Source organism: Metabacillus hrfriensis, from assembly GCF_030127205.1.
Taxonomy (GTDB): domain Bacteria; phylum Bacillota; class Bacilli; order Bacillales; family Bacillaceae; genus Bacillus_P; species Bacillus_P dongyingensis.
In genome coordinates this window covers 1,412,030-1,433,768 of the sequence record NZ_CP126116.1, presented here as the reverse complement: position 1 = coordinate 1,433,768, position 21,739 = coordinate 1,412,030, and the positions used below count along the sequence as shown (strand labels likewise).

23 protein-coding genes and 1 pseudogene are annotated in these 21,739 nt (G+C 36.0%); 11 read left to right on the top strand and 13 right to left on the bottom strand.

Annotation, left to right across the window (positions count from 1 at the left end):
• Positions 1-21: 21 nt before the first annotated feature.
• On the bottom strand, positions 22-453 hold the full coding sequence (locus tag QLQ22_RS07095) for a sodium/glutamate symporter (RefSeq protein WP_284016316.1): 432 nt from the start codon (positions 451-453) through the stop codon (positions 22-24).
• Positions 454-494: 41 nt separating this feature from the next.
• On the opposite strand from QLQ22_RS07095, the gene QLQ22_RS07090 reads away from it, so the two are divergent.
• Entirely contained in the window at positions 495-707 is a 213-nt protein-coding gene (locus QLQ22_RS07090; protein ID WP_284016315.1) for a nucleotidyltransferase domain-containing protein, read from the top strand.
• A 979-nt stretch (positions 708-1,686) separates the two neighbouring features.
• Here QLQ22_RS07090 and QLQ22_RS07085 read toward each other — a convergent pair.
• Positions 1,687-2,157, bottom strand: coding sequence for a DinB family protein (locus QLQ22_RS07085; RefSeq protein ID WP_284016314.1), 471 nt, complete (start codon positions 2,155-2,157; stop codon positions 1,687-1,689).
• A gap of 513 nt (positions 2,158-2,670) precedes the next feature.
• Here QLQ22_RS07085 and QLQ22_RS07080 point away from each other — a divergent pair.
• Together QLQ22_RS07080 and QLQ22_RS07075 are read left to right on the top strand one after the other, a co-directional pair.
• Positions 2,671-3,687: a DUF3231 family protein gene (locus tag QLQ22_RS07080; protein ID WP_284016313.1), complete on the top strand. Its 1,017-nt coding sequence runs from the start codon at positions 2,671-2,673 to the stop codon at positions 3,685-3,687.
• Between the two features lie 2 nt (positions 3,688-3,689).
• Entirely contained in the window at positions 3,690-4,154 is a 465-nt protein-coding gene (locus tag QLQ22_RS07075; protein ID WP_284016312.1) for a hypothetical protein, read from the top strand.
• 163 nt (positions 4,155-4,317) lie between these two features.
• Here QLQ22_RS07075 and QLQ22_RS07070 read toward each other — a convergent pair whose 3' ends face one another.
• Complete coding sequence (locus QLQ22_RS07070) at positions 4,318-4,635, bottom strand: antibiotic biosynthesis monooxygenase family protein (protein WP_284016311.1); 318 nt, start codon at positions 4,633-4,635, stop codon at positions 4,318-4,320.
• Between the two features lie 184 nt (positions 4,636-4,819).
• A complete protein-coding gene (locus QLQ22_RS07065) occupies positions 4,820-5,383 on the bottom strand; it encodes a peptidoglycan-binding domain-containing protein (protein ID WP_284016310.1) in 564 nt (187 codons plus the stop codon).
• Between the two features lie 317 nt (positions 5,384-5,700).
• On the opposite strand from QLQ22_RS07065, the gene QLQ22_RS07060 reads away from it, so the two are divergent.
• The 3 genes from QLQ22_RS07060 to argH all read left to right on the top strand — a co-directional run bounded on the left by QLQ22_RS07060 (position 5,701) and on the right by argH (position 10,268).
• Positions 5,701-6,996: a hypothetical protein gene (locus tag QLQ22_RS07060; protein ID WP_284016309.1), complete on the top strand. Its 1,296-nt coding sequence runs from the start codon at positions 5,701-5,703 to the stop codon at positions 6,994-6,996.
• Positions 6,997-7,344: 348 nt separating this feature from the next.
• Entirely contained in the window at positions 7,345-8,916 is a 1,572-nt protein-coding gene (locus QLQ22_RS07055; RefSeq protein WP_284016308.1) for an APC family permease, read from the top strand.
• A gap of 32 nt (positions 8,917-8,948) precedes the next feature.
• The gene (gene argH, locus QLQ22_RS07050) at positions 8,949-10,268 is read left to right on the top strand and encodes an argininosuccinate lyase (protein WP_284016307.1); all 1,320 of its coding nucleotides are present in this window, start codon (positions 8,949-8,951) and stop codon (positions 10,266-10,268) included.
• Positions 10,269-10,810: 542 nt separating this feature from the next.
• Here argH and QLQ22_RS07045 read toward each other — a convergent pair.
• Complete coding sequence (locus QLQ22_RS07045) at positions 10,811-11,323, bottom strand: DoxX family protein (RefSeq protein ID WP_284016306.1); 513 nt, start codon at positions 11,321-11,323, stop codon at positions 10,811-10,813.
• Positions 11,324-11,876: 553 nt separating this feature from the next.
• On the opposite strand from QLQ22_RS07045, the gene QLQ22_RS07040 reads away from it, so the two are divergent.
• Entirely contained in the window at positions 11,877-12,947 is a 1,071-nt protein-coding gene (locus QLQ22_RS07040; protein WP_284016305.1) for an SDR family oxidoreductase, read from the top strand.
• A gap of 34 nt (positions 12,948-12,981) precedes the next feature.
• Here the strand turns inward: QLQ22_RS07040 and QLQ22_RS07035 are convergent, their stop codons facing one another.
• From QLQ22_RS07035 to QLQ22_RS07025, 3 genes are all read right to left on the bottom strand, one after another.
• On the bottom strand, positions 12,982-13,365 hold the full coding sequence (locus QLQ22_RS07035) for a winged helix-turn-helix transcriptional regulator (RefSeq protein ID WP_284016304.1): 384 nt from the start codon (positions 13,363-13,365) through the stop codon (positions 12,982-12,984).
• A 458-nt stretch (positions 13,366-13,823) separates the two neighbouring features.
• A complete protein-coding gene (gene qacH, locus QLQ22_RS07030) occupies positions 13,824-14,192 on the bottom strand; it encodes a quaternary ammonium compound efflux SMR transporter QacH (protein WP_284016303.1) in 369 nt (122 codons plus the stop codon).
• Positions 14,193-14,194: 2 nt separating this feature from the next.
• Positions 14,195-14,743 (bottom strand): TetR/AcrR family transcriptional regulator, encoded by a 549-nt coding sequence (locus tag QLQ22_RS07025; protein WP_284016302.1) that lies wholly within the window; start codon positions 14,741-14,743, stop codon positions 14,195-14,197.
• A gap of 234 nt (positions 14,744-14,977) precedes the next feature.
• Between QLQ22_RS07025 and QLQ22_RS07020 the strand changes: the two genes are divergently transcribed.
• Positions 14,978-15,274, top strand: a complete 297-nt coding sequence (locus tag QLQ22_RS07020; RefSeq protein ID WP_223440695.1) for a hypothetical protein — start codon at positions 14,978-14,980, stop codon at positions 15,272-15,274.
• Between the two features lie 190 nt (positions 15,275-15,464).
• Here QLQ22_RS07020 and QLQ22_RS07015 read toward each other — a convergent pair whose 3' ends face one another.
• From QLQ22_RS07015 to QLQ22_RS07000, 4 genes are all read right to left on the bottom strand, one after another.
• Positions 15,465-15,908: an ABA4-like family protein gene (locus QLQ22_RS07015; RefSeq protein ID WP_284016301.1), complete on the bottom strand. Its 444-nt coding sequence runs from the start codon at positions 15,906-15,908 to the stop codon at positions 15,465-15,467.
• 31 nt (positions 15,909-15,939) lie between these two features.
• Positions 15,940-16,833 (bottom strand): hypothetical protein, encoded by an 894-nt coding sequence (locus QLQ22_RS07010; RefSeq protein WP_284016300.1) that lies wholly within the window; start codon positions 16,831-16,833, stop codon positions 15,940-15,942.
• A gap of 135 nt (positions 16,834-16,968) precedes the next feature.
• Entirely contained in the window at positions 16,969-17,481 is a 513-nt protein-coding gene (locus QLQ22_RS07005) for a TetR/AcrR family transcriptional regulator (RefSeq protein ID WP_223440693.1), read from the bottom strand.
• 499 nt (positions 17,482-17,980) lie between these two features.
• Positions 17,981-18,862: a LysR family transcriptional regulator gene (locus QLQ22_RS07000; RefSeq protein ID WP_284016299.1), complete on the bottom strand. Its 882-nt coding sequence runs from the start codon at positions 18,860-18,862 to the stop codon at positions 17,981-17,983.
• Between the two features lie 90 nt (positions 18,863-18,952).
• Here QLQ22_RS07000 and QLQ22_RS06995 point away from each other — a divergent pair, with 90 nt between their 5' ends.
• From QLQ22_RS06995 to QLQ22_RS06985, 3 genes and pseudogenes are all read left to right on the top strand, one after another.
• Positions 18,953-19,843 carry a DMT family transporter gene (locus QLQ22_RS06995; protein WP_284016298.1) on the top strand — a complete coding sequence of 297 codons (891 nt, stop codon included), beginning with the start codon at positions 18,953-18,955 and terminating at the stop codon, positions 19,841-19,843.
• Positions 19,844-19,917: 74 nt separating this feature from the next.
• Positions 19,918-20,583 carry an aldo/keto reductase gene (locus QLQ22_RS06990; protein WP_479724402.1) on the top strand — a complete coding sequence of 222 codons (666 nt, stop codon included), beginning with the start codon at positions 19,918-19,920 and terminating at the stop codon, positions 20,581-20,583.
• A 199-nt stretch (positions 20,584-20,782) separates the two neighbouring features.
• Positions 20,783-21,058 (top strand): annotated as a pseudogene (locus QLQ22_RS06985) (class I SAM-dependent methyltransferase); the annotation flags it as partial.
• A gap of 563 nt (positions 21,059-21,621) precedes the next feature.
• Here QLQ22_RS06985 and QLQ22_RS06980 read toward each other — a convergent pair.
• Entirely contained in the window at positions 21,622-21,735 is a 114-nt protein-coding gene (locus tag QLQ22_RS06980; RefSeq protein ID WP_223440692.1) for a YjcZ family sporulation protein, read from the bottom strand.
• Positions 21,736-21,739 lie beyond the last annotated feature (4 nt).

Below are 21,739 nucleotides of genomic sequence, written 5' to 3'. Positions count from 1 at the left end.
AAGATCATCAATCATCTCTGATCAAGTAAAGAAGTTTAAGAATGCTGTAATGATAATCGCATTAAAGAAGTCTGAAAACGTCCCCCCGATTGGTATAGCTATATAAGCAGCTGGAGAAGGACCGTATTTTCTTGTGATTGTCTGCATATTTGCCACCGCGTTAGACGTCGACCCCATTGCATAGCCAATGAAGCCTGCAGTCTGAACTGCTGCATCATAATTCTTACCCAATACATTGAAAAGTATAAAATAACTGAACAGAAACATAAATAGTACTTGGACAGTGAGAATCACAATGATTGGAATCGCTAAATCAGCCAACACCCAAAGTTCTAGTCCCATCATAGCCATGGCAAGGAATAAGGATAGAGACACTTCACCAGTTGTGATTATTTCATTATCTGGATGATGTTTGCCGGTTGCATCGACAATATTTCGGATTACAGCTCCCATGACTAAGGCGCCCATGTAACCAGGGAACGTAATCCCAGTATGTGTACGGTAGTGTAGCAAGAGGTGATGCTATACCACGCAAATCAGATTTGGACCTTCTCGCACTATTTGATTGCATGCTGAGTCCCGATCAATCCACTGAATTAAAAAACATCGCTAGGGAATTGTCTCAAAAATATAGCTCCCTGGTTCGTGATGTTGGGATAGCTGTTGCATATTACGACTATGCAATTGATCCAGCGAATTACTACTAACAAGCATTTCTTATGGAACTCTGTGTTTGTGTGCACGGAGAAGATCTTCGAGAGCGATTTGGTCCTTACAAACTCACACCGGAGATAGCTATAAGCTTCAATGGAGATATTTGTGAAGTTATTAATCGGACAATAAGTCGGTTAGAAACTGCATCTATCGGTGAGATTAAAACAATTTCACAAGGCTTCGCTCGAAAACTAATTCGAACATACTATTCAATGGTAATGGTGCGTTCGCAGATTTGGTCGACACGGCTTCACGAGCAATCCGAAATATTTATCCACCATTTCCCTGATAAAAAACCTATTGTGCGTACCTTGCAAAAATGGATAGAGCAACCGCCGACGGACCGAATAATCGTATTAGGTTTTTTTAAGAGGGTGGGGAAATGGGTTAGTGAGAATTTTGTACGTGAAGCCCATATTCCTGCTTAACAAACGGGAGCAATAACGAAAGATCGTTATTAATGAATATCTTGAAATCAAGTCTTCCGTCAAAGGGCGCTATTCTTCGATAAGACAACATAAATGATCTTCAACAATCGGGGGCGATTGCTTAACAAAGTGTTGCCTCTTCTTATTGAAGTAAAGGGGAGCATTTCTGTAATGAAGAAAAATGAGGTTTGAACAAAAAAATAACATTTTGATACCATTTATTTAAGAATTTCCGAAATTGAGGATGTTTCCAAAAGATTACATAACTTTTGTGAAGCATCCTTTTTCACTTTTCCGTTATCTTTTTCTTATGGATAACGGTAGAATATACCATACAGCAAATTATTAAAATCGTTTATTGCTTAAAAATGACTTGTTCAAGTTTACACTTAAAAAGTGTTAAGTTATTCTTTATTGATAATACATTTGAACCAGTCTTTAAGTATGTGGTACATATTTTATTTTCAGAATTTTAAAACTTCCAAAAGAAAAAAACAGTTTTATTAGACTGGTTTTTTTATATCAATGTAACACTTTGTTAAATTCAGTTTTTAACACTTACATGTTCAATCATACGCTTCATTGCCTGAATTTGCCCCATATGAGCAGCTTCATGCATTAATGTTAAACTTGCAAGTTCTCCAACAGTCTTACACCCCAAGAATGGTGTATCCAAATCTTGATCCAGCTGTTCAGTAGGAATTTGCTTTAAACGAGTTAATTGATCTTTCAACTGTACAATAAGCTGATCCATAGCAGGTATATTCCCTGTCCAATCAGCTGGTTTTGTACCATTTCCAAACAATTCCATATAATTCGTGGGAAGGTGAGTTGTTATATGCGGGAAACCAAACATAGTTTGTTCAGTAATTGTCAAAACGTGACCTATATGCCAATGAATTGTGTTATTAAAACCATCTGGCTGCACATCAGTTTGTTCCTTAGAAACGGACTCTACAATCTTAATGAAGTATTCTCTTGTCATCTCAAATTGCTTAAATACAAGTTGATCCATCTTTTTCTCCCCTCTCATTAACAAAATCAACCATATTATACCAGTAAAAATCGGAAAAGAATATAGTTGAAACTTCCTAGAAGAAGCTTTATGTAAAATAGGCAGACAAAGAAATAGGTTGTTCTTATTCCGCAATCGGGGGCAATAATTAAAGAACGAAAAGGAATTCCATAAAAATCTGGAGTTCATTATTTACTATTAATGAATATGTTTGCACCCTGCAACCTAACCCGTTAGAAAAAAACCGGTTTTTTTCACTCTTATTTCTCTTTCCAAATACCTCCTCTGTTATTTCACAAGCCTGTGCAAAAAATTCTTATGCTTTAGAAAAGCTCATTAAATACATATTTTAATGCAAAGTTTTAATAACCTCCCTTCCCCTTACAATCCAACTTTCAAGGACCAAACTACTGCCAGGTATTGTTTACACCTATGCAATGATTTTACACTTTTTACATATTTCGCTATTTTGGAGAGAAAATAAACTGACTTCATAAAAGGAGAATTAAAGTCATGCAAACAGAACATAACGTTAAATTAACTGCTTCAGAAATTTCACAGCTTTGGTCAGCGTACATGAATAGTAGTATGTCTAAATGTATTTTTAAATACTTTTTAGAAACTGTTGAAGATAATCAAATACGTTCAATATTAGAACAGTCATTAGAACTTGCAGATGCACATTTAAAGAAGCTGTCTGAAATATTTAATAAGGAAAGTTATCCAATACCCCAGGGTTTTAATGTTAAAAATGACGTAAATATGACTGCTCCAAGGTTATTTTCAGATAGTTTTGTTCTATATTTTATAAAAAGCATGGATGAAATAGCATTAAGTTTTTATGCTGCCTCTAAGGTTTTAGTTGTACGTTCAGATATAGATCAATACTTTTCGGAATGTCTTACTGAGATGAACAAATTTGATACGGTAGTAAAAGACGTTTTATTATCTAAAGGATTATTTATCAGGTCCCCTTACTTGAATCCACCGAATGAAGTCAGATTTGTTGAGCAGCAAAATTTTTTAGCCGGGTGGTTTGGAAAACAAAGGCCTCTAACAGCAATAGAAATCACAAATATATTTGCCAATTTACAAAGAAATGCCTTAGGGATTGTAACAATGTTAGGATTCAGTCAAGTAGCAAAATCTGCTGAAGTAGCCAGGTTCATGGCGAGAGGAAAAGAAATTGCTTCAAAACATGTTGAAATATTTGGCTCACTATTAAAAGAAAATGATCTGCCAGTTCCAATGGCCTGGGCTTCTAATGTAACTGCTTCAAAGATCCCTCCATTCTCAGACAAAATGATGATGTTTATGACGACAGCTTTAATTGCTTTGAGTATTGGATTTTATGGAGCGAGTATGTCAGTAAGTGCTAGAAGGGACATAGCTTTCCATTATGTGCGGTTAATTGCTGAAATAGGAGAATATGCTGAAAACGGTGCAAACATAATGATAAAAAACGGCTGGCTTGAAGAACCGCCACTTTCAGAAGACCGCAATAAATTAGCAAATCATAAAAAGGGATAAATATGATTGGGTTATTAGCAAGTATTTTCCTCTTTCTCATTATTGCATTTAGAACCAACAGAAATATAACAGGAAATCAAATAGTTCACATTTGGCTTTTTACGATTGCTTTTCAATGCACCTTTGATGTATTTGTAGAAATAAAATATGATGGCTATTGGTATTTTGATAAAGAAATTGAATGGATCGATTTACTTCCTCATCTTTTTATAATTCCACCTGTTAATATGATGTTTTTGAATTGGTATCCATTTAAAAGATCAATGTATTTAAAGGGATTATATATATTTCTTTGGGTTATTGGGATTTTAATTTATGAATCACTCACCCTTCTTCCGCAGCCTTTTGGTTATTTTAATTATGGATGGTGGAAGTTATCGTACGCAGCTGTTCTTGACCCCTTCTTATTCATTTTCTTGCTGCTGTTTTATAAATTCATATGTAAATTAGAAAAAGCCTCAAGTTAAATTAATAGGTAAAATACTTTCATTCTTCTTCAACTAGCACCAAAGGTTTCACTGTTCACTTCTATCATTAGAAAGACGACCGGCTGCTAGCCGGTAAGGGTGATACATAAATCTATATCACCCTTTTCTTTCATGTCCCACTATCGCATAGAATTTAGGGGATCTACAAGTTTTCAATGCTTTCCACCAGCGTATAGTACCCGCCTTCAGCTCCTTCAATAAGATGTTTAATCTTGTTTAGGTGTTCAGAAAAGTCATTTTTTTCTAACCAGCTTTTATGAAATTCAATATTCTCGAAGGTAGTCACCATAATTGCCTTGTTATTATCGACAGAACGGTGCCAGCGGCTACTTATCCAGCCAGGAACACCTTTACTCTTAAAGTTGAGTAGTTCTTCAGCTTGTATTGCAACCAATTCATCCAGTTTTCCTGGTTTGGCAGTAAATACATTAATCCACACTATTGATTTACTGGGTTTCATTTAACAGTACACCTCTTTATAAAAGTTTGGAACACCATATGACTGTTTCACTGACTGACATTCAGTTTTAAAAAATATTATGGGAGATTCCTAATCAAATACTATATACTTGCTAATCCATATGAAGTGAGCATAAACGCCAATCCTTTACGGTTCAAGAGATTGGCGTCTGTTCATTATTTATCTATTCTTCATAGTTAAACAAAATGTCCCACGTCTCCGGTCCGACAATTCCGTCTACTTTCAATCCTAATTTTTTCTGAAATTCTTTTACTTTCAGCTGAGTTTTAGGGCCGAAAATACCGTCAATTTTAATCGATCCGCCGGCATCATTTAGACGAGCTTGGATGTGTGTTACATTTATGCCCGAGTCCCCTATCTTCACAACATGGCCTGGATAAGGAAATTCAGTATGATAGAGCGCTGTCCACGTTGATGGACCTACTATCCCGTCTGCTTTCAAATGTCTTCGCATCTGTAATTCTTTGACCTTCTTGAGTGTTGTTTGACCAAATATCCCATCTACATAGATTGGTACATTGTTTTTGTTTAACTGGTTTTGTACTTTTCTTACATCCGATCCCCGATCCCCATACTTTATGACATGGCCTGGATAGGGATCACTTACGGCACTTATTGTGCGGGTTGATGCGGTGATTGAAGATGCTTCTGCCATTGTTGAAGGCAGAACGTGAAATGCCATAATTCCTGCAGCAGACAAACAGATAAATGATTTTATTAATCTCACAAAATTTCCTCCTTCGGTTTTTGTTGAAATTGATTTAGGAAATCAAATTCAATTATGTAACTCTTTCACATTGGGAAAAGTTTCAAATTTTCAAAAAAAAAATTAAAAATATATAAATCTTTTTAATTTCTTTAATGCAGGTTCATTAATATACCAGGAAGGTGAAGGAGGTACACTCTGTGATATGTTCAGAAAGTCAAAGATTCCTTTCAAGAAATTTGAAATTTCTGTACCTGAACCTATGGTTGAGACTATAATTTCTTTAAATTTCTATATAGAATGTTAATATATAAAGTTTTCTAAAATAGGAGGAAATAATGTATAAAGTTGGGGTTATCGGTCCTAATTCATCCGTAGAACGAATTATTAATTTAGGTAAAGAATATGAGATGACCATGGATTTTATAGCTTATCCGTATAGCGATTTCCAGGATACTGAAAGAATTGTCCTCGAATATAATTCCTATGTTGATGTCTGGTTTTTTTCCAGCCGAATTTCATATATGATTGCGAAAAACACTTTAAATTCGGGAGAAAACTTAGTTTATATTCAACATACTGAATCCGGAATTTATAAAAGTCTTTTGCATATGGGATATTACCAAGCAGAATTTTTGAATAAAGTGAGTATCGATGAATTAACAACGTCCCATTTGGAACAGGCATTACAGCAAATAGATTTTGCTCCCAAGGAAATCTATGTGAAAACCTTTAACATTAACTCGAACACTCAAGAATTAATTGATTTCCACATCGATTTGTGGAAAAGTGAAAAGACTAAGGGAGCTTTGACTTGTTTTGAAGCTGTATATCTCAGTTTAAAAGAAGCCGGAGTGCCGACTTACCGAATTTCAACAACTGACATGGAAATCCGCCAAACTTTAAGAATTCTTGCAGAAAAGACTAGGACTTTTTACTTTAAGGACACACAAATTGGTGTTCAAATTATCGAAATTGAACATTTTGACAAACTATCAGAGAAGGTTAAAAGTTCATATCACTTGCAATATTTAGAATTACGATTAAAAGAAACTCTGCTTAGGTTCTGTGAACAATTAGATGGGTCTTTATTAGAAAAAGGCAACGGCCGTTACGTAATTTTCAGTTCACGCGGTGCGATTGAACGGAAAATCAAAGATTTACAAGATACTGTCTACCAACTTTCTCATGAATCTGATACTGCAGTCACAGTAGGTATTGGGTATGGGGTGACCGTTCATTCAGCAGAAATAAACGCCAAGCGCGCTATTCAACTATCAAAAGAAAAGTCAGAGCATGGGATTGTCATTATTCAAGAGGACGGTACTATTATCCAATCTGCAGGTGAAGAGGATGAGTTAAGTTTTTCTTACCGTATAAATGACAAAGATTTTTTAGATAAACTAAAAAAAGTCAAAATCAGTGTGAAAAATTATAATAAATTATACGCTCTAATCAAAAGAATGAATTGGAGTAATTTTACGATTAAAGATTTAGCGACACATCTCTATTGGGATGAACGTAATGCAAGGCGCGTTGTAGTAAGTCTATGTGAGGTTGATTTGGCTGAGTATATCGGAGAGGAGTCTTATTCTTCTCGTGGAAGACCAGGTAAAATGTATCGATTAAAATAACCATCCACCATGGATTGGTTATTTTTTTTATAAATTTTCAGAAAATATATTGAAAAATATGAATGATTAAAATAAAATCATTTTAGGGAAAATACCTTTTATTTACCCTAAAATATTCAATTGAGCTAATTCATAAACTATGAGTCAATCATTGTTAAACCTGAAGTGTCATATTTAGATTTTTTGAATTTTTATTTTAAATTTTTTTCTCGACACATTGGGTTGAACTATGCTCTAAGTTTCAACTGAAAAATAAGAAAGGAGTTATTGAATTGATTCTTTAAATGGAATCAAAATAAGGAAATTGAGAATTTAAAAGGTAAATACTTAGTTAAGAGAGGTAAATTCATGGATCAAGAACAATATTTGAAAAAGAAAATGGGATTTTGGTCACTTACAGCACTATCTCTCGGGGGAATAATAGGGTCAAGTTGGCTCTTTGGACCATGGGCAGCAGCAAAATTAGCTGGTCCTGCAGCTATTATTTCTTGGATGATTGGTGCAGTTGCCATAACACTCATAGCTCTTATTTATGCTGAATTAGGCAGAGTTAAGCCTGAAACAGGTGGTTTAGGACGGTATCCCCTCTATTCCCATGGAAAAATGCTTGCTACAGTGACTAGTTATTCTATCTGGCTTGGCTATTGTGCCACAGCACCAGTGGAATCTGCCGGAGTTATACAATACGCCAATCAGTTTTGGCCAGGGCTATATGATGTAACTAAGGAGCAACTTACAACAACCGGCATTCTGGCATCAACACTTTTAATGATATTCTTTGTGGTTTTTAACTATTTTGGAGTAAAACTATTTGCAGTCACGAACACCGTTATTACCACTATTAAGTTTGTTGTACCCGTCCTAACGATCCTGGCTTTTTTTATGACAGGTTTTCATGCAGAGAACTTTACGAGTCAGGGATTTGCCCCTAATGGTTATAGCGCTGGATTAAGTGCGATATTAACCAGTGGTATATTTTTTGCGTACACAGGATTTGGAAACGTTATCATGATGAGTGGAGAAGTGGTCAACCCTAGACGAAATATTCCACTGGCTTTGATCACCTCTCTGGTAGTTGCAGCAATTTTATATGTGTTACTTCAAGTTGTTTTTATTGGAGCAGTTCCACCGGAAATGCTGGCAAATGGCTGGAGTGGCATTAAATTTGATTCTCCATTTGCTAATCTGGCACTTATGGCAAATATGGTTTGGTTATCATGGATCATAACAGCTGACGCCATGATTTCCCCAACAGGCTCAGCCCTTACTTATACAGCTGGAACTTCAAGACATGTTTTTGGAATGGCGAAAAGCGGGTTCCTGCCATCTTTCTTCGGAACAATCAACAAGCGGTTTGGTGTCCCGACTCGTGCACTTGCTCTCAATTTCTTTATCGGAATGCTATTCTTATTCCCTTTAAAAAGCTGGACTGCAATTGTTGCTATTGTGGGAGCAATAGGTATTTTCAAGTATGCTTCGGCATGTGTAACTGTAATGGTTTTCCGTAAGGTTGGTTTGACAAAAGACAATGGTCTCCCGGGTATGCATATCATTGCTCCATTAGCCTTTGTTTTTGCTACGCTTCTTATTTATTGGACAAACTGGAGCAGGGTACAACTTGCAATTACAGGGTTAATTTTAGGAATTGGCTGTTATTTAGTAACCCATTTTATCAATAAACATAAATCAGTTGAAATCTTAGGCGGGTTATATCTTGTTATTTATATTCTATTGCTTGTTTTGCTGTCCTATATAGGAAATTTTGGCGGCAATGGTATTGTTCCTGAGCCATTTATGTCTATAGTTGCGGCAATACTTGGATTTATCTTTTACTACTTTGCAGTTTATAACGGAGTATGGTACATGCGTAAAAAAGGGAACATTGAAGAATTACAAGAAAGTGTAACTAAAATATCTTAAAAGTCAGAAATTCCACAAAAGGAGAACTCGTTATGAAGCTTTGGGGAGGACGTTTTAGAAAAGAAGAAAATATATTAATGGAAGACTTTAACAGCTCACTTAAGGTTGATAAAAGGCTTTATTCTGAAGATATTAAAGGAAGTATTGCTCACGTCAATATGTTAGTGCAATGTGATTTGCTCACAAAGAAAGAAGGCGAAGATCTTGTAAAATCTCTTCTTTCGATTTTAGAGGACATTGAAAACGGAACATTGCCTATCGAAGGAAATTTTGAAGATATCCACAGCTTTGTTGAAGTGAATTTGACAGAACGAATTGGTGACACAGCAAAAAAACTCCACACAGCACGGAGCAGAAATGACCAAGTTGCTACAGATATTAGACTTTACGCTAAAAGTAAGGCTTTAGAAGTGATCAAATCGATTGAGGACCTTCAAAATAGCCTAGAAAAAAAAGCAAAAGAAAATAATGTAATTATGCCAGGATATACCCATCTTCAGCGTGCTCAAGTAATAACTTTTCAACACCATCTAATGGCATACTATAACATGCTGAATCGGGATAGAAAAAGAGTTCTTAAGGCAATTGAAATTATGAACGAAAGTCCGCTTGGCTGTGGGGCTCTGGCAGGAACTACTCATCATATTAATCGAGAATTTACAGCAGAAGAGCTGGGATTCTCTAAACCGGTGGATAATTTCCTGGACGGAGTAAGCGATAGAGATTATCTTTTAGAATTAATGTCTGACTTTTCAATTATCATGATGCACTTAAGCAGATTAAGTGAAGAATTAATTTTATGGAGCAGTCAAGAGTTTAAATTTATTACGATCGATGACGCTTACTCTACAGGCAGCAGTATCATGCCTCAAAAGAAAAACCCTGATGCCGCTGAGCTTATAAGAGGAAAAACAGGACGAGTATATGGATCACTTACATCGCTATTAACAACTATGAAAGGATTACCTTTGGCATACAATAAAGATATGCAGGAAGACAAAGAACCTTTTTTTGATTCCCTGGATACAGTATTAGCTTGTTTGAAAATTATGTCTAAAATGATATCTACAATGAAGGTTAATAGAGAAAACATGAAAAAAGCTGTGAAAGATGGTTTTCTCAATGCAACAGAGGTTGCTGATTATTTGGTCAGCAAAGGGGTTGCTTTTAGAGATGCTCATAGCATTGTTGGTTCTATTGTAATTTATTGTGAAGATAATCATAAAACAATTGAAGAGTTGACTGTAGACGAATTCAAGCATTTAAGTTCATTAATTGAAGATGATATATATGAATTTATTGATTATCAAAATATATTAAATAAAGGTATTAAAGTAGGCTTACTAAGATAATTATTTTGAAAAGAGTTCAAATTAAAGAGCTGTTAATATAGAAATTAAGTAGCTCTTTATAAAGTTATTATTCAAAGACTCAGACATAAAGATGTTGAGACTGCTATGAACATTTCTGCACATTTCACTAAATAGATGGATTCAGACGCTGGAAATGCTTTTTAAAGATTAGAAATTAAATTGGTCAGTTAAATTATTTCCGTAGCAAATATATAGGGTCTCCCTTTCCGGGAAACCCTTTTAAACGTTTATAGGCTTATGACCTGTGAGGGATTCGAACCCCGCCTCCTTCCCTGTCAAGGAAATAAGATAGTTTTGCACGTTCAGGACAGTACAGGATAAATCCATTTTCACCGATATATTTTAAACCATCATTATACTAATTTATAAAACTTTTAAAGCATCTACAGTCAGTTTGGTCAGTTTTTCGGGCAGTTATATCGCTAAACATTAAGAGTAGCCCAAAAGATTAAGTTCATTTATTCAGCAATGGGGCTCTTTAATTGAATACCGGAAACTTTTTTACTAAGCTAACTGGGTGGTTACTTTTCAGTGTAGGTGGAGATTTCTTGTTCCTTTTTTCTTAATATTTGTTTTCTTATAAATGGGATTATCCAATAATCCAATCCAATTTTAGCAGCGTTAAAGCCAGCGATAAGGATAAATATCTCAATGAGAACCATTTGAGGATTCATACTTGTAGATCCAGAAAACATATAAGCGAAATTCATAACTGCTCCCATTAATGCAGCAAAAGTAGTAAATATACCTAAAATTAGGCCAAGTCCCACAAGAAATTCTCCCCAAGGAATTAATACATTAAACACTTCAACATTAGGTATTGCAAATCCATTTAGAAACTTTACCCACCAAGGTTGAACGGCTGGATGTTCTCCAGCAGCGTTTTTAACAGCTCCTGTCAGGAACCCACTTGCGTTAAATCCGTTTGTAATTTTCCCCCATCCGGCTTGTAGCCATTGCCATCCAATATAAAGACGAAATACTGTAAGTAAATAAGGAATATAGACATTTTCTCTTAAAAATTTAACAAACATACCGAACCTCCTATTTTTTATCAGTACCATTCATAGACCTCATAGTTTCCTCGCTTATTTTTCCCGTAAGACATATATATGCATATAGCTAAAAAAGTTTCCTTAGGGAAAATTATTAGACATATACTCTACACTATTTTTGTTTATGGAAACAGATGCCCTTTCCTGCCAAATTGCCTAATACTATATTTCAAAATTAGGCGATTATCTCAATCATTTATTCCATTAAAAAGGACACTTACCTTATTCAGATAAGCGCCCGATTGCGGAAGATTGAAAAATACGAAAGCCGATGCAAAATTAGATTCTAAGTTATTTTACTACCGCTCCCGTTAGCGCAAGAACGAATAGAATAAGAGATAGGATTATATAACAATTTAGTAAACCAGCTTTTTTGATGTTATTAGGTTTTTAATACCAAATATTTGTCTTTCGAGCACTGCTGGATTACAAAAAAGTGCTTATGGCACTTCAAAGTGCGTACTTCTCAAGTGTGGTTCCTTGATACAAAATAACAGTGAACAAAACACAGTATAGAAGGAGCTGCAACGCTATGAATATTGAATCTCAAACAACACGCAAAGTCGCCTTGGTGGTAGGCGCCAATGGTGTCATCGGCCGCAACCTCATTGAACACCTCGTTACTCTCCCTGATTGGGACGTGATCGGCGTATCTCGTCGAGGCGGAGTGTCTGTCGGCCGTGTCAGGTATGTGGCTGCGGATCTTCTCAATATAGACGACACCCTCGAGAAGCTAGGCGGTTTAACTGAGGTAACACACATCTTCTATGCCGCCTATCAGGACCGCCCAACTTGGGCCGAACTTGTTCCGCCAAACCTTGCCATGCTAGTGAACACCCTGGAGGCGATCGAACCAATCGCGTCGGGTTTAAAACATGTTAGTTTGATGCAGGGATACAAGGTATACGGAGCACATCTCGGCCCGTTCAAGACGCCTGCCCGTGAGACAGATGCTAACCATATGCCGCCCGAGTTCAATGTTGATCAGCAAGATTTCTTGGAAAAAAGGCAAAAAGGCAAGGCTTGGACTTGGTCGGCGCTCCGTCCTTCTGTAGTCTGCGGCTTCTCGCTTGGAAATCCGATGAACCTCGCTATGGTTATTGCGATCTACGCCTCAATTTCGAAGGAGCTTGGACTTCCGCTACGGTTTCCGGGCAAGCCGGGTGCTTACGACAGCCTCTTGGAGATGACAGATGCGGGGCTTCTCGCGAAGGCAACAGTTTGGGCGGCGACTGAAGATCGTTGTGCCAATCAGGCATTCAACATCACGAACGGCGATCTGTTCCGCTGGAATGAATTATGGCCGAAAATTGCTCACTACTTCGGCTTGGAGACGGCGCCTCCGCTGCAGATGTCACTGGATGTTGTCATGGCGGACAAGGAGCAGCTTTGGAATAAAATGGTCGAGAATCATGGGCTTGCTCGGCATTCCTATAAAGACGTATCCTCCTGGCGTTTCGGTGATTTCGTGTTCTCTTGGGATTACGATTTCTTCGCCGACGGAACTAAGGCCCGGCGCTTAGGTTTTCACGAATACGTCGATACCGAAGCGATGTTTATGAACATCTTCGATGACTTCCGCAAACGCAAAGTCATCCCATAAACAAAAAGCCGACCTTGGATATTAGGTCGGCTTCTTATTTGTTATGTACGTCTTTAAGCTGTGGATTGGCCAGAACGGTAGCCTTTCCCCCGTACTTTCTATCAATATGCGAATCTCCCCACTTACACATCAGATGCAGAATCTCCTTTAGACTCCAGCCGTAGTCTGTCAACTCATACTCGACCTTTGGCGGAACCTGATTGTAAGAAATGCGTAAGATGATGCATTCCTCTTCAAGTTCCCGAAGTTGCTGCGTTAACATTTTTTGAGTAATTGCAGGTATCAAGCTTTTCAATTCATTGTTACGTTTCTTGCCAAATGTTAGATGAAAGAGAATCACAGGTTTCCACTTTCCTCCAATCACCTCCAAAGTTGCCTCTACCGCAGTGTTGTAAATCTTATCAGGATCCTTCTTCACACACCTCGCCTACCTTTTTCGAATATTTTGACACAGGTCACTGTTAAACATCCTATGAAATGGAGCAATTAAATATCCGTCTTTGAACAATATAACTGCAAGGCAACTATTACGCTATCATGCCCTAGTTAATTGAATAACTTATAGTTCGATTACTTACGCATAATCCCTTCCTTATTCAAGAATATGGCCCTTTAACTAAAGAAGAAAGTTTGAGCGAAATTCATTTTAATAACATATCGGACTTGTTAAAAAACAATTAACGGCAACAGCTTGGGTGATACCAGATTGGGGTCCCACCCCATGCCTATCAAGCTAAACATTAGTTATGTGGCGGGACCTCTTATATAGTAAAATGACAACATTATTCCCATGTTGTGAATAGCTCTCATAAAATACTCTTAAATAAGTAAAAAAGTCCTCTCTTTATTAAGAAGGACTTTTTTATGTTTTTCCATTTATTCATTGATTGTAATTGTTTCGCCTGCTTCATGACCAGCTTCTCCATGCCCTGGCCCAAACAAATTCAATATTACAACACCTACAAGAATCAGTATTATTCCTGCAATGCTAGCCATGTTAATTTTTTCTTTCCAAATTAAAACAGAAATGATAGTAGTAAAAACAACACCCAATCCCGACCATATTGCATACGCAGTATTTAAGGGGATCGTTTTCAGTGACACTGACAAAAAGAAAAAACAACTAACGAAAGCTATTATTACCCCTATTGTAGGAAAGAGTTTTGAAAAACCTTCAGATGCTTTTAATAAAGAAGAACCAATAAGTTCCCCAACTATTGCAAGTGCTAAATATAGATACGGCATTGTTATTCGTCCTCCTGAATCATGTTTATTAGTTCATCAAAAACTTGTGTTTTTAGTTCTTCATTTAATGGTGCCATTCCGAATATTTCTGAGAACCATAGACCATCTATTGATAATCTTGCAATTGTTATTTTGACAGGATCAATCCCATCTTTTATTAACTTCGTATGCAAAATATCGTATTTCTCCCGGAATTCATCTAATAAATCTGGATTAATAAACATTGCAGCCATTAGTGCGGAATTTAGTTTGTTGTTTTCTAAATCGGAAAATGCAGATTTAACATAAGCCCTACTCCATTTTCCTAATGCATTTTTATCGTTATTAACTAACGTATTAATGCATTCGAAATAATTATCTGTCCAATCTTCCACCATTCCTTTAATTAATGCCTCCTTGCTGGGATAATGGTATAATAATCCACCTTTACTCACACCAGCTCTTTGGGCGACCGCCTCTAATGTGAGTTTGACAACTCCTTCTTTTTTTACAATTTCAGATGCAGCAGTCAATATATTTTTTTTCTTATTAGCATGCTTTGAAATAGACATATAATAACCTCCATAACTCGATATACAAAGTATACCGTCTGGACGGTTTTTCATCAATCGAATTAAAGTTCTTATGTAGTATCACTGTTTCACTTTTGCTCTCTCTAATAAGCCCTTCATATGATCAGCTTCTTTGTTGTATTCTAAATATATACGAACAAACATTCTAACCTAATTGCTTCTTCGAACATTTGTTCTTATAATATATTTAAACTGTATAGAAAAGGTGAGGAGATGCAAATAGTCATAGATCTCCATTATTTTGTGAATGGAATGAAAACTTTACAATGCGGATATTTCAAAGTGAATGTAAGGGAATTTAATATCAATCCTCATGAGGAAGCAGCAAGCGTAGCTTTGGAGTGGTTTAAGAAATTGAAACGTGACTTTATTTATAATGTAGAGCTATACAAAGTCTTATATAATCAAATTGACATTACCGAATTAGTAAAAGTGAAAGAGGTAAATCTCTTGAAAGATCCAGATGTTGGCGGCAGCCCGATTCTTAAAGACCCGGGAACTGGAAGTTAAATAAAAAAGCCCCTCTCATTTAGAGAAGGGTTTTTGGCTTTTTAATTTGCTGGGAATGGTACTGTATATTTACTGGTATTATAAGGTACCATTGTTACAATACCGCTTTTAGACCCATTTATATTCCCTGTTACTTTAGCTCGGTGCAACAAGATATCGCTTTATATATATTGTGGCTTTTGCGACTGGTCTAGACATGAAAATTCTTCTTCTCTTTTTTCAGTATTTTTCGCAGTATTAGATAACATAAAAATCCAAGAGGGCCGAACATTAGGATAAGGAATAAGATAATAGATTGGACCGGTATGGGTAAATACCGATATTCCATGTTATCCCTAAAAACATAATGTCCGATAGTCTGATCGAAACAAAGTATATGAAGCCAGACAAGTATAGCGAAGTTCGGTTGGGACAACAATTTAGTGACCCCTTCAACAGAACCAAAATCATGAACGAATCCAAAGCCAGATCCTGCAATCGTTATGATTGTTCCAATAACATAAAGTGCGGCAAGATAGATAGGAAAAACAGCTATATTCGCCAGAAACCGTGTAACTCGCCACTTCGGAAACACTATTAAGACAAGCCAAAACGGCATAACCATGCTTGCAAGAGAAAATAACTTTTCATACATCTTTAAAATCCCCTCCTTATAAGATAATTGATTAGTCACTATGCGATGATAGATCGAGAATCACTGTCTTTGGCCAAAAAAGATTAAATACAGCTGTAACAACTGATGCAAACCAGATAAGCAGCATAATGCCGGAAAGGATTGGAAGTGCTGTCCATTCAAAAACGGAACGTCCTAAGACTGTTTGTATACTAATCAATAGGATAGAAATAGTCCAAGCTAAACTCCCAACATGGATGAGCCGTTTTGCATGCTTGTTTTCAATACGTGCCTTCTCGGATAACCATCCTAACAACGGTAATGCCTGCAAAGCATGGAAACCAAGACCATGAAGGACAATTAGGTTTCCTGATTCCCCTGTATATCGACTTTGCAGAACGATCATCCATAATCCAGAGGCAAAGGCAAGCATGATGGATAGAAATGCATACCGGATGCCCAGTACTACAAGCGGACGTTCATTCATCTGTCTTTTGCGATAAAACGAGATGGAAAGCAGTGCAACTACAATGATGATCAATAGCGAATCAAGCCCGAATAAAGCACCAGCAATTGAATCGGCTGTGTTAGAACCAGCTTTTGAAAATCGTGGATTAATCCCGCGAAAATGCTGAATTGTTTCGACCGCATAGGCATAGAGTATTGCAGGTATAAAAAACCAACGAGCAGCAGCACGTTTGCGCGAACTTAGACCCGATATTGGTAAAATGGCTGCTATGGACAAAAGAAACAATGCGATTGCTGCGTCAAAGGAAAACGCACGATCTAAGTTTCCTTCTGGTAAAACCACATTCCCAAATATACCGATATAAAGAGCAACCCCAATTGCAAGCACAAACCCGAGCAAACTAATCATTACGAGCAGTTTTTCTCCTCTAAATAGCTTCAAATCCGAATTGTTAACCTTTCCATTACTCGCCTTCATCAATGAATCATTCCTTTCTCTCATTTTTGAATGGAACTAGAATGCACATTTTATTTATTTATCAATAAATAAATAAAATTAAAAGAAAAGAGGCAGCTATTCTACTGCCTTGTTTCGTTTTTATAGTTTGAATGGTTACTTTGATTTAAAACAGAGTAATTGTGGTAAATCTAAAACTTCTGAGACCGTAATTAAGAGACCTGTTCCAAAAAATTGCGAAGCTGCTTCTTCAGCATTCAAAATTCCTGCTGATTTAAACTTCACGACAATTGCTTCATATATGATCTGAAACTGCTCTCTCACATAATCCCGAATCACTGGTTCAGAAATGGCATGAGCTTGCATGACCATGATAATCTCATCTCTATGGGCTTCCATGATTTGAATAAAAGCGTGCCCCATTGTCTCCATTAATCGATCAGGAGGTGCTTCAACTTGGGTGAAGGTTTCATATATTCGATTCATTGCCCTGTCGTTAACTGCTTTGAAAAGCTCTTCTTTATTTTTAAAAAAGTGAAACACATACGGTTGTGTAACTCCTACGGCTTTAGCCACCATAGCTGTAGTTGTTTTATAATATCCAAGTTCCGCAAATAGTCCTACGGCTTTATCGATGATTTGTTCTTTGCGATCTTCGCGGCCAGCCAATACTTCCCTCTCCTTTTTTATTTATTGATAAATAAATAATAAATCGATATGGAAAAAAAATCAAGAATTATTTTTATTATGAATCAATGTCAATACTTTAAAGACAGATAGCTAAGTACAGCGGTCCCTTATTGTCACTTACGAGTTCAGCAATCGTCTCATTTTCTGTTCTGTGACTACTTCTTGACGTGGTTAGTAAAGAGTTAATTTATTCAACTATATGGCCCGATTTCTGAACAAAAAGTTGAATCCACTTTTCAATTAAACTGCCCTATAACGGAATATCCATTTTTTATAAGCCAAATAAAAGGGTCTCCCATTTTCGGGGAACCCTTTTATATAAACGTTTATAGGTATATGACCTGTGAGGGATTCGAACCCCCGACCCCTACCCTGTCAAGGAAATTAGTTGGGTAAGTTCAGGAGAATTTATGACCTAATTCGATTTTTCCGTTTTTACAGATTCTTTTTATTTGTCAATATATGGATCTTCTTGATCCTAAAAAGACTCAGATTTATGAGATTGAATCATAACGTTGATGAATTCTTTTGTTGAAGGTGTTACCTCATTAAATGAGTGTGTTATTATACCGATATCACGGGTTATCCTCGGATTAATGGTTTTTATGATTAAATTATGAGACACAGAAGAAAGTGTAAATTTCGAAATAATACCTATACCTAAGTTGTTTTTGACCATATTAATTAAAGTTTGAGCATTTTGGACTGTTAGGTTCTCTTTAAACTCAATATTATTTTTTTGAAATATTTTTGATATAGCAATTTCATGTCCACCTTTACAAAAAATAATTTCATTCTGATATTTTTCTAGATCAATCTTTTTTTCTTGACTTAATCTATGATTTTCAGGAATTACTGCAACCATATAATCATTGTTTATTATTTCAAATTCATACGGATCAAAGGGAGAGGCAACGATCCCCATATCAACAGTCCGATCTTCCACCCATTCTTTAATTTGATTTGATGTTCCTTCTACCAATTCTATAGTAACAAGTGGATATTTTGACCTAAATAATGCGATGGTGCTTGGTAAAATATTTGTTGATACAGCAGGAAAAGAACCTACTTTAATCTTACCGCTAAGAAGTTTATTTTCTCGATCAGCAACTTGATATATTTTGTTCTCAATAACCTTCATTTGTCTCGCCAAAATCAGAATTTCTTTCCCCACCTCAGTAAGCATTAATCCCTTTTGTTTATCCCTAATGAATAATTTAAGATTGAGGGACTTTTCTAAATTTTTAACCGCCTTACTTACTGCTGGTTGTGATATAAATAAATCTTTAGAAGCTTCTGTAACATTCATTTTTTCGGCGACTTTCATAAATATTTTCAGGTTATTCATGTTCATAACCAATTAGTTATACCTCCTATAATATAAATGTATTTGAGTTATAGGTAAATATAACATAATATGAAATCACTTCAGAAGAAAGGGGATTAAATTATGTTTAAAGTTTTCTTGGGAATGATCTCTGTTACTCTTGTTTGGGGGTATACATGGGTTACGATGAAAATAGCAATTAGTGACATCCCCCCGATTTTATTTTCATCTTTACGTTTATTAATTGGGGCGATTCCTTTATTTATTCTTCTCATAATACAAAGGAAAAGGCTTAAAGCAGGTAAGGAGAATTTTAAAAACTATCTCATCATGAGCTTGTTCATGGCTTTAGGTTATATGGGAATATTAACTTATGGTATGCAATTTGTTGATTCAGGAAAAACTTCGGTTTTAGTGTACACAATGCCTATATTTGTTACCATTATTAGTCATTATAAATTAAGTGAGAAAGTTACTATTTATAAAATGGTGGGATTGATATTTGGTCTAGTCGGTCTTTTATTTATTTTAGGAACAGAAATTATTAAATTTGATCCAAAAGTGGTATTTGGAGAGTTATTAGTATTAATTTCAGCCCTTAGTTGGGCAACAGCAAATGTTTTTAGCAAACTAAAATTCAAAAATATAGATATTATTCATATGAATGCTTGGCAACTTATTATGGGAACAATATTTTTATTCATTTTCTCTTTAATATTAGAACCAAACCATTCAATCGAGTGGTCTAATGAGGCAGTATTATCACTATTATTTAATGGTTTGTTTTCAACTGCCTTTACATTTGTAGTTTGGTTTTGGGTACTTAAAAAAATAGATGCTTCGAAAGCATCTATGGCATTAATGTTTGTTCCTATTCTAGGTATTATATTTGGATGGCTACAACTTGGGGAGATCATAACAACTGGTATTATTATCGGGGCACTTCTTATATGTGCTGGAATCTTTATGAACATGTACAATTTTAAAAGCACTACAAGGATAAGCTTAAAATGAACAGTTAAATGAAAAAAGGGCATTAATCCGGGATCGGATTATGCACTTTTTTATACGTATGTCGCCTTCAGGCGATTTATATCTTCTTTCGGCTGCAGACCAAACATCAACTTTGGGTTCAGGATGCTGGTTATGAAAGCACAAAGAAAGCATTCGCAAAATCACTGGAAAGACTTCAATTGGATTATTTAGATTTATACTTAATCCATCAGCCGTTTGGCGATGTATATGGTTCTTGGCGTGCCATGGAGGAATTGTACCGCGAAGGAAAAGTAAGGGCAATTGGAGTAAGTAATTTCTACCCGGACCGTTTAGTGGATTTGATTACTCATAATGAAGTAGTTCCTGCCGTAAACCAAGTTGAAACTCATGTTTTCAACCAGCAAATAGAAAGTCAGAACATCATGAAAGAGAACAATGTTCAAATAGAGTCTTGGGGACCATTTGCTGAAGGAAAAAATAACATGTTCCAAAACGAATTATTAGTATCAATTGCCGAAAAGCATAATAAATCCGTTGCCCAGGTGATTTTACGTTGGTTGACACAAAGAGAAGTTGTTGCGATTCCGAAGTCTGTTCGTAAGGAAAGAATGATCGAAAACTTCAATATCTTTGATTTTGAATTAAATCAAGAAGACCAGGAAAGTATTGCAGCGTTAGATACGAAAGAGAGCTTATTCTTTTCACATCAAGACCCTGAAATTGTGAAATGGCTCGGTACCCATAAACTTGATATTTAATGCTCTTACAAATAAAAGGGTCTCCCATTTTTGGGAAACCCTTTTAGGTTTCAACGTTTATAGGTATATGACCTGTGAGGGATTCGAACCCCCGACCCCTTCCCTGTCAAGGAAATAGCATTGCTGGGTAAGTTTAGGAGAATTTGTGACAAATCCAGTTGTACCAGTATTTTTTAAACCACCATTCTACTACTGGTATTTCAAAGGATTTAGCGGTGGAATGGAGGAAACTTCAGAAGTATTTAACAGCTTTTTTAAAGATGGAAAGTATGAGTTTAAAAAGTATTAAAATGATTTGCTATTTGATTATGAAGGATTTATAGGAAGGAATTTATCAGCGTCCTATGCTCCGAAAAAAAATTACGAAGAGTATGAACGTTTTGTTTTTCTCCTGTCAGAGGTATTCGAAAAATACAGTAAGAATGGAAAAATTGTTCTCCAAAACATAACGCGAAGCTATCTAGGCAATGTCTAAACAGCCGAACAAAGGGGGCTGGAGATTAAACTGGGTAGCTGGTAAAAAATAAGTTTAAAATCTTGAGGGGGAGTCCAAATAAAATAAGGGGCTTCCCCTGAAAAAGCCCCTCTCATTTAAGATAAGGGCTTTTCTCATTATTTATGCCAAACACGTTCCAAGTTCAAGGGTACATAGACTTTATCTCCATGAATTTCTCTGTGTATTATTGGGTTTGTATAGCTATGTTCTCTTTCATTGCTACTGTTCCTTTTACGAACGGTGCTTGAATAAATTAATTTACCATCGTACATTTTTGCTTACCTTCCTTTAATTAATATGTATGACATAAAATGTCTTATACTACTATGTGCTGTATAAAATCAGTTTATACGATAAAAAGCGCCTCTCAATTATGAGAAGGGCTTTTTGTATAGAAAAAAGCTGCCGATACTTCATCAGCAGCCTAAAAATGAGATATCTGGTGGTATACCCCATTTTTGTAGTACAACGCTAAAACACAGATGGATAGGAAGAATTCTTTGCCTTAATGATAAAACGGTATTGAGTCGGCTAAACAATTTTTAGTAATGATCTTTCATGAAAGAAGCGCCTACAATAATCAATAAAATAAACAACACAACGATTAACTCAAAATTTTTGTCTTTCCTACGAAAATCACCTTGATAATCACTCATTTAA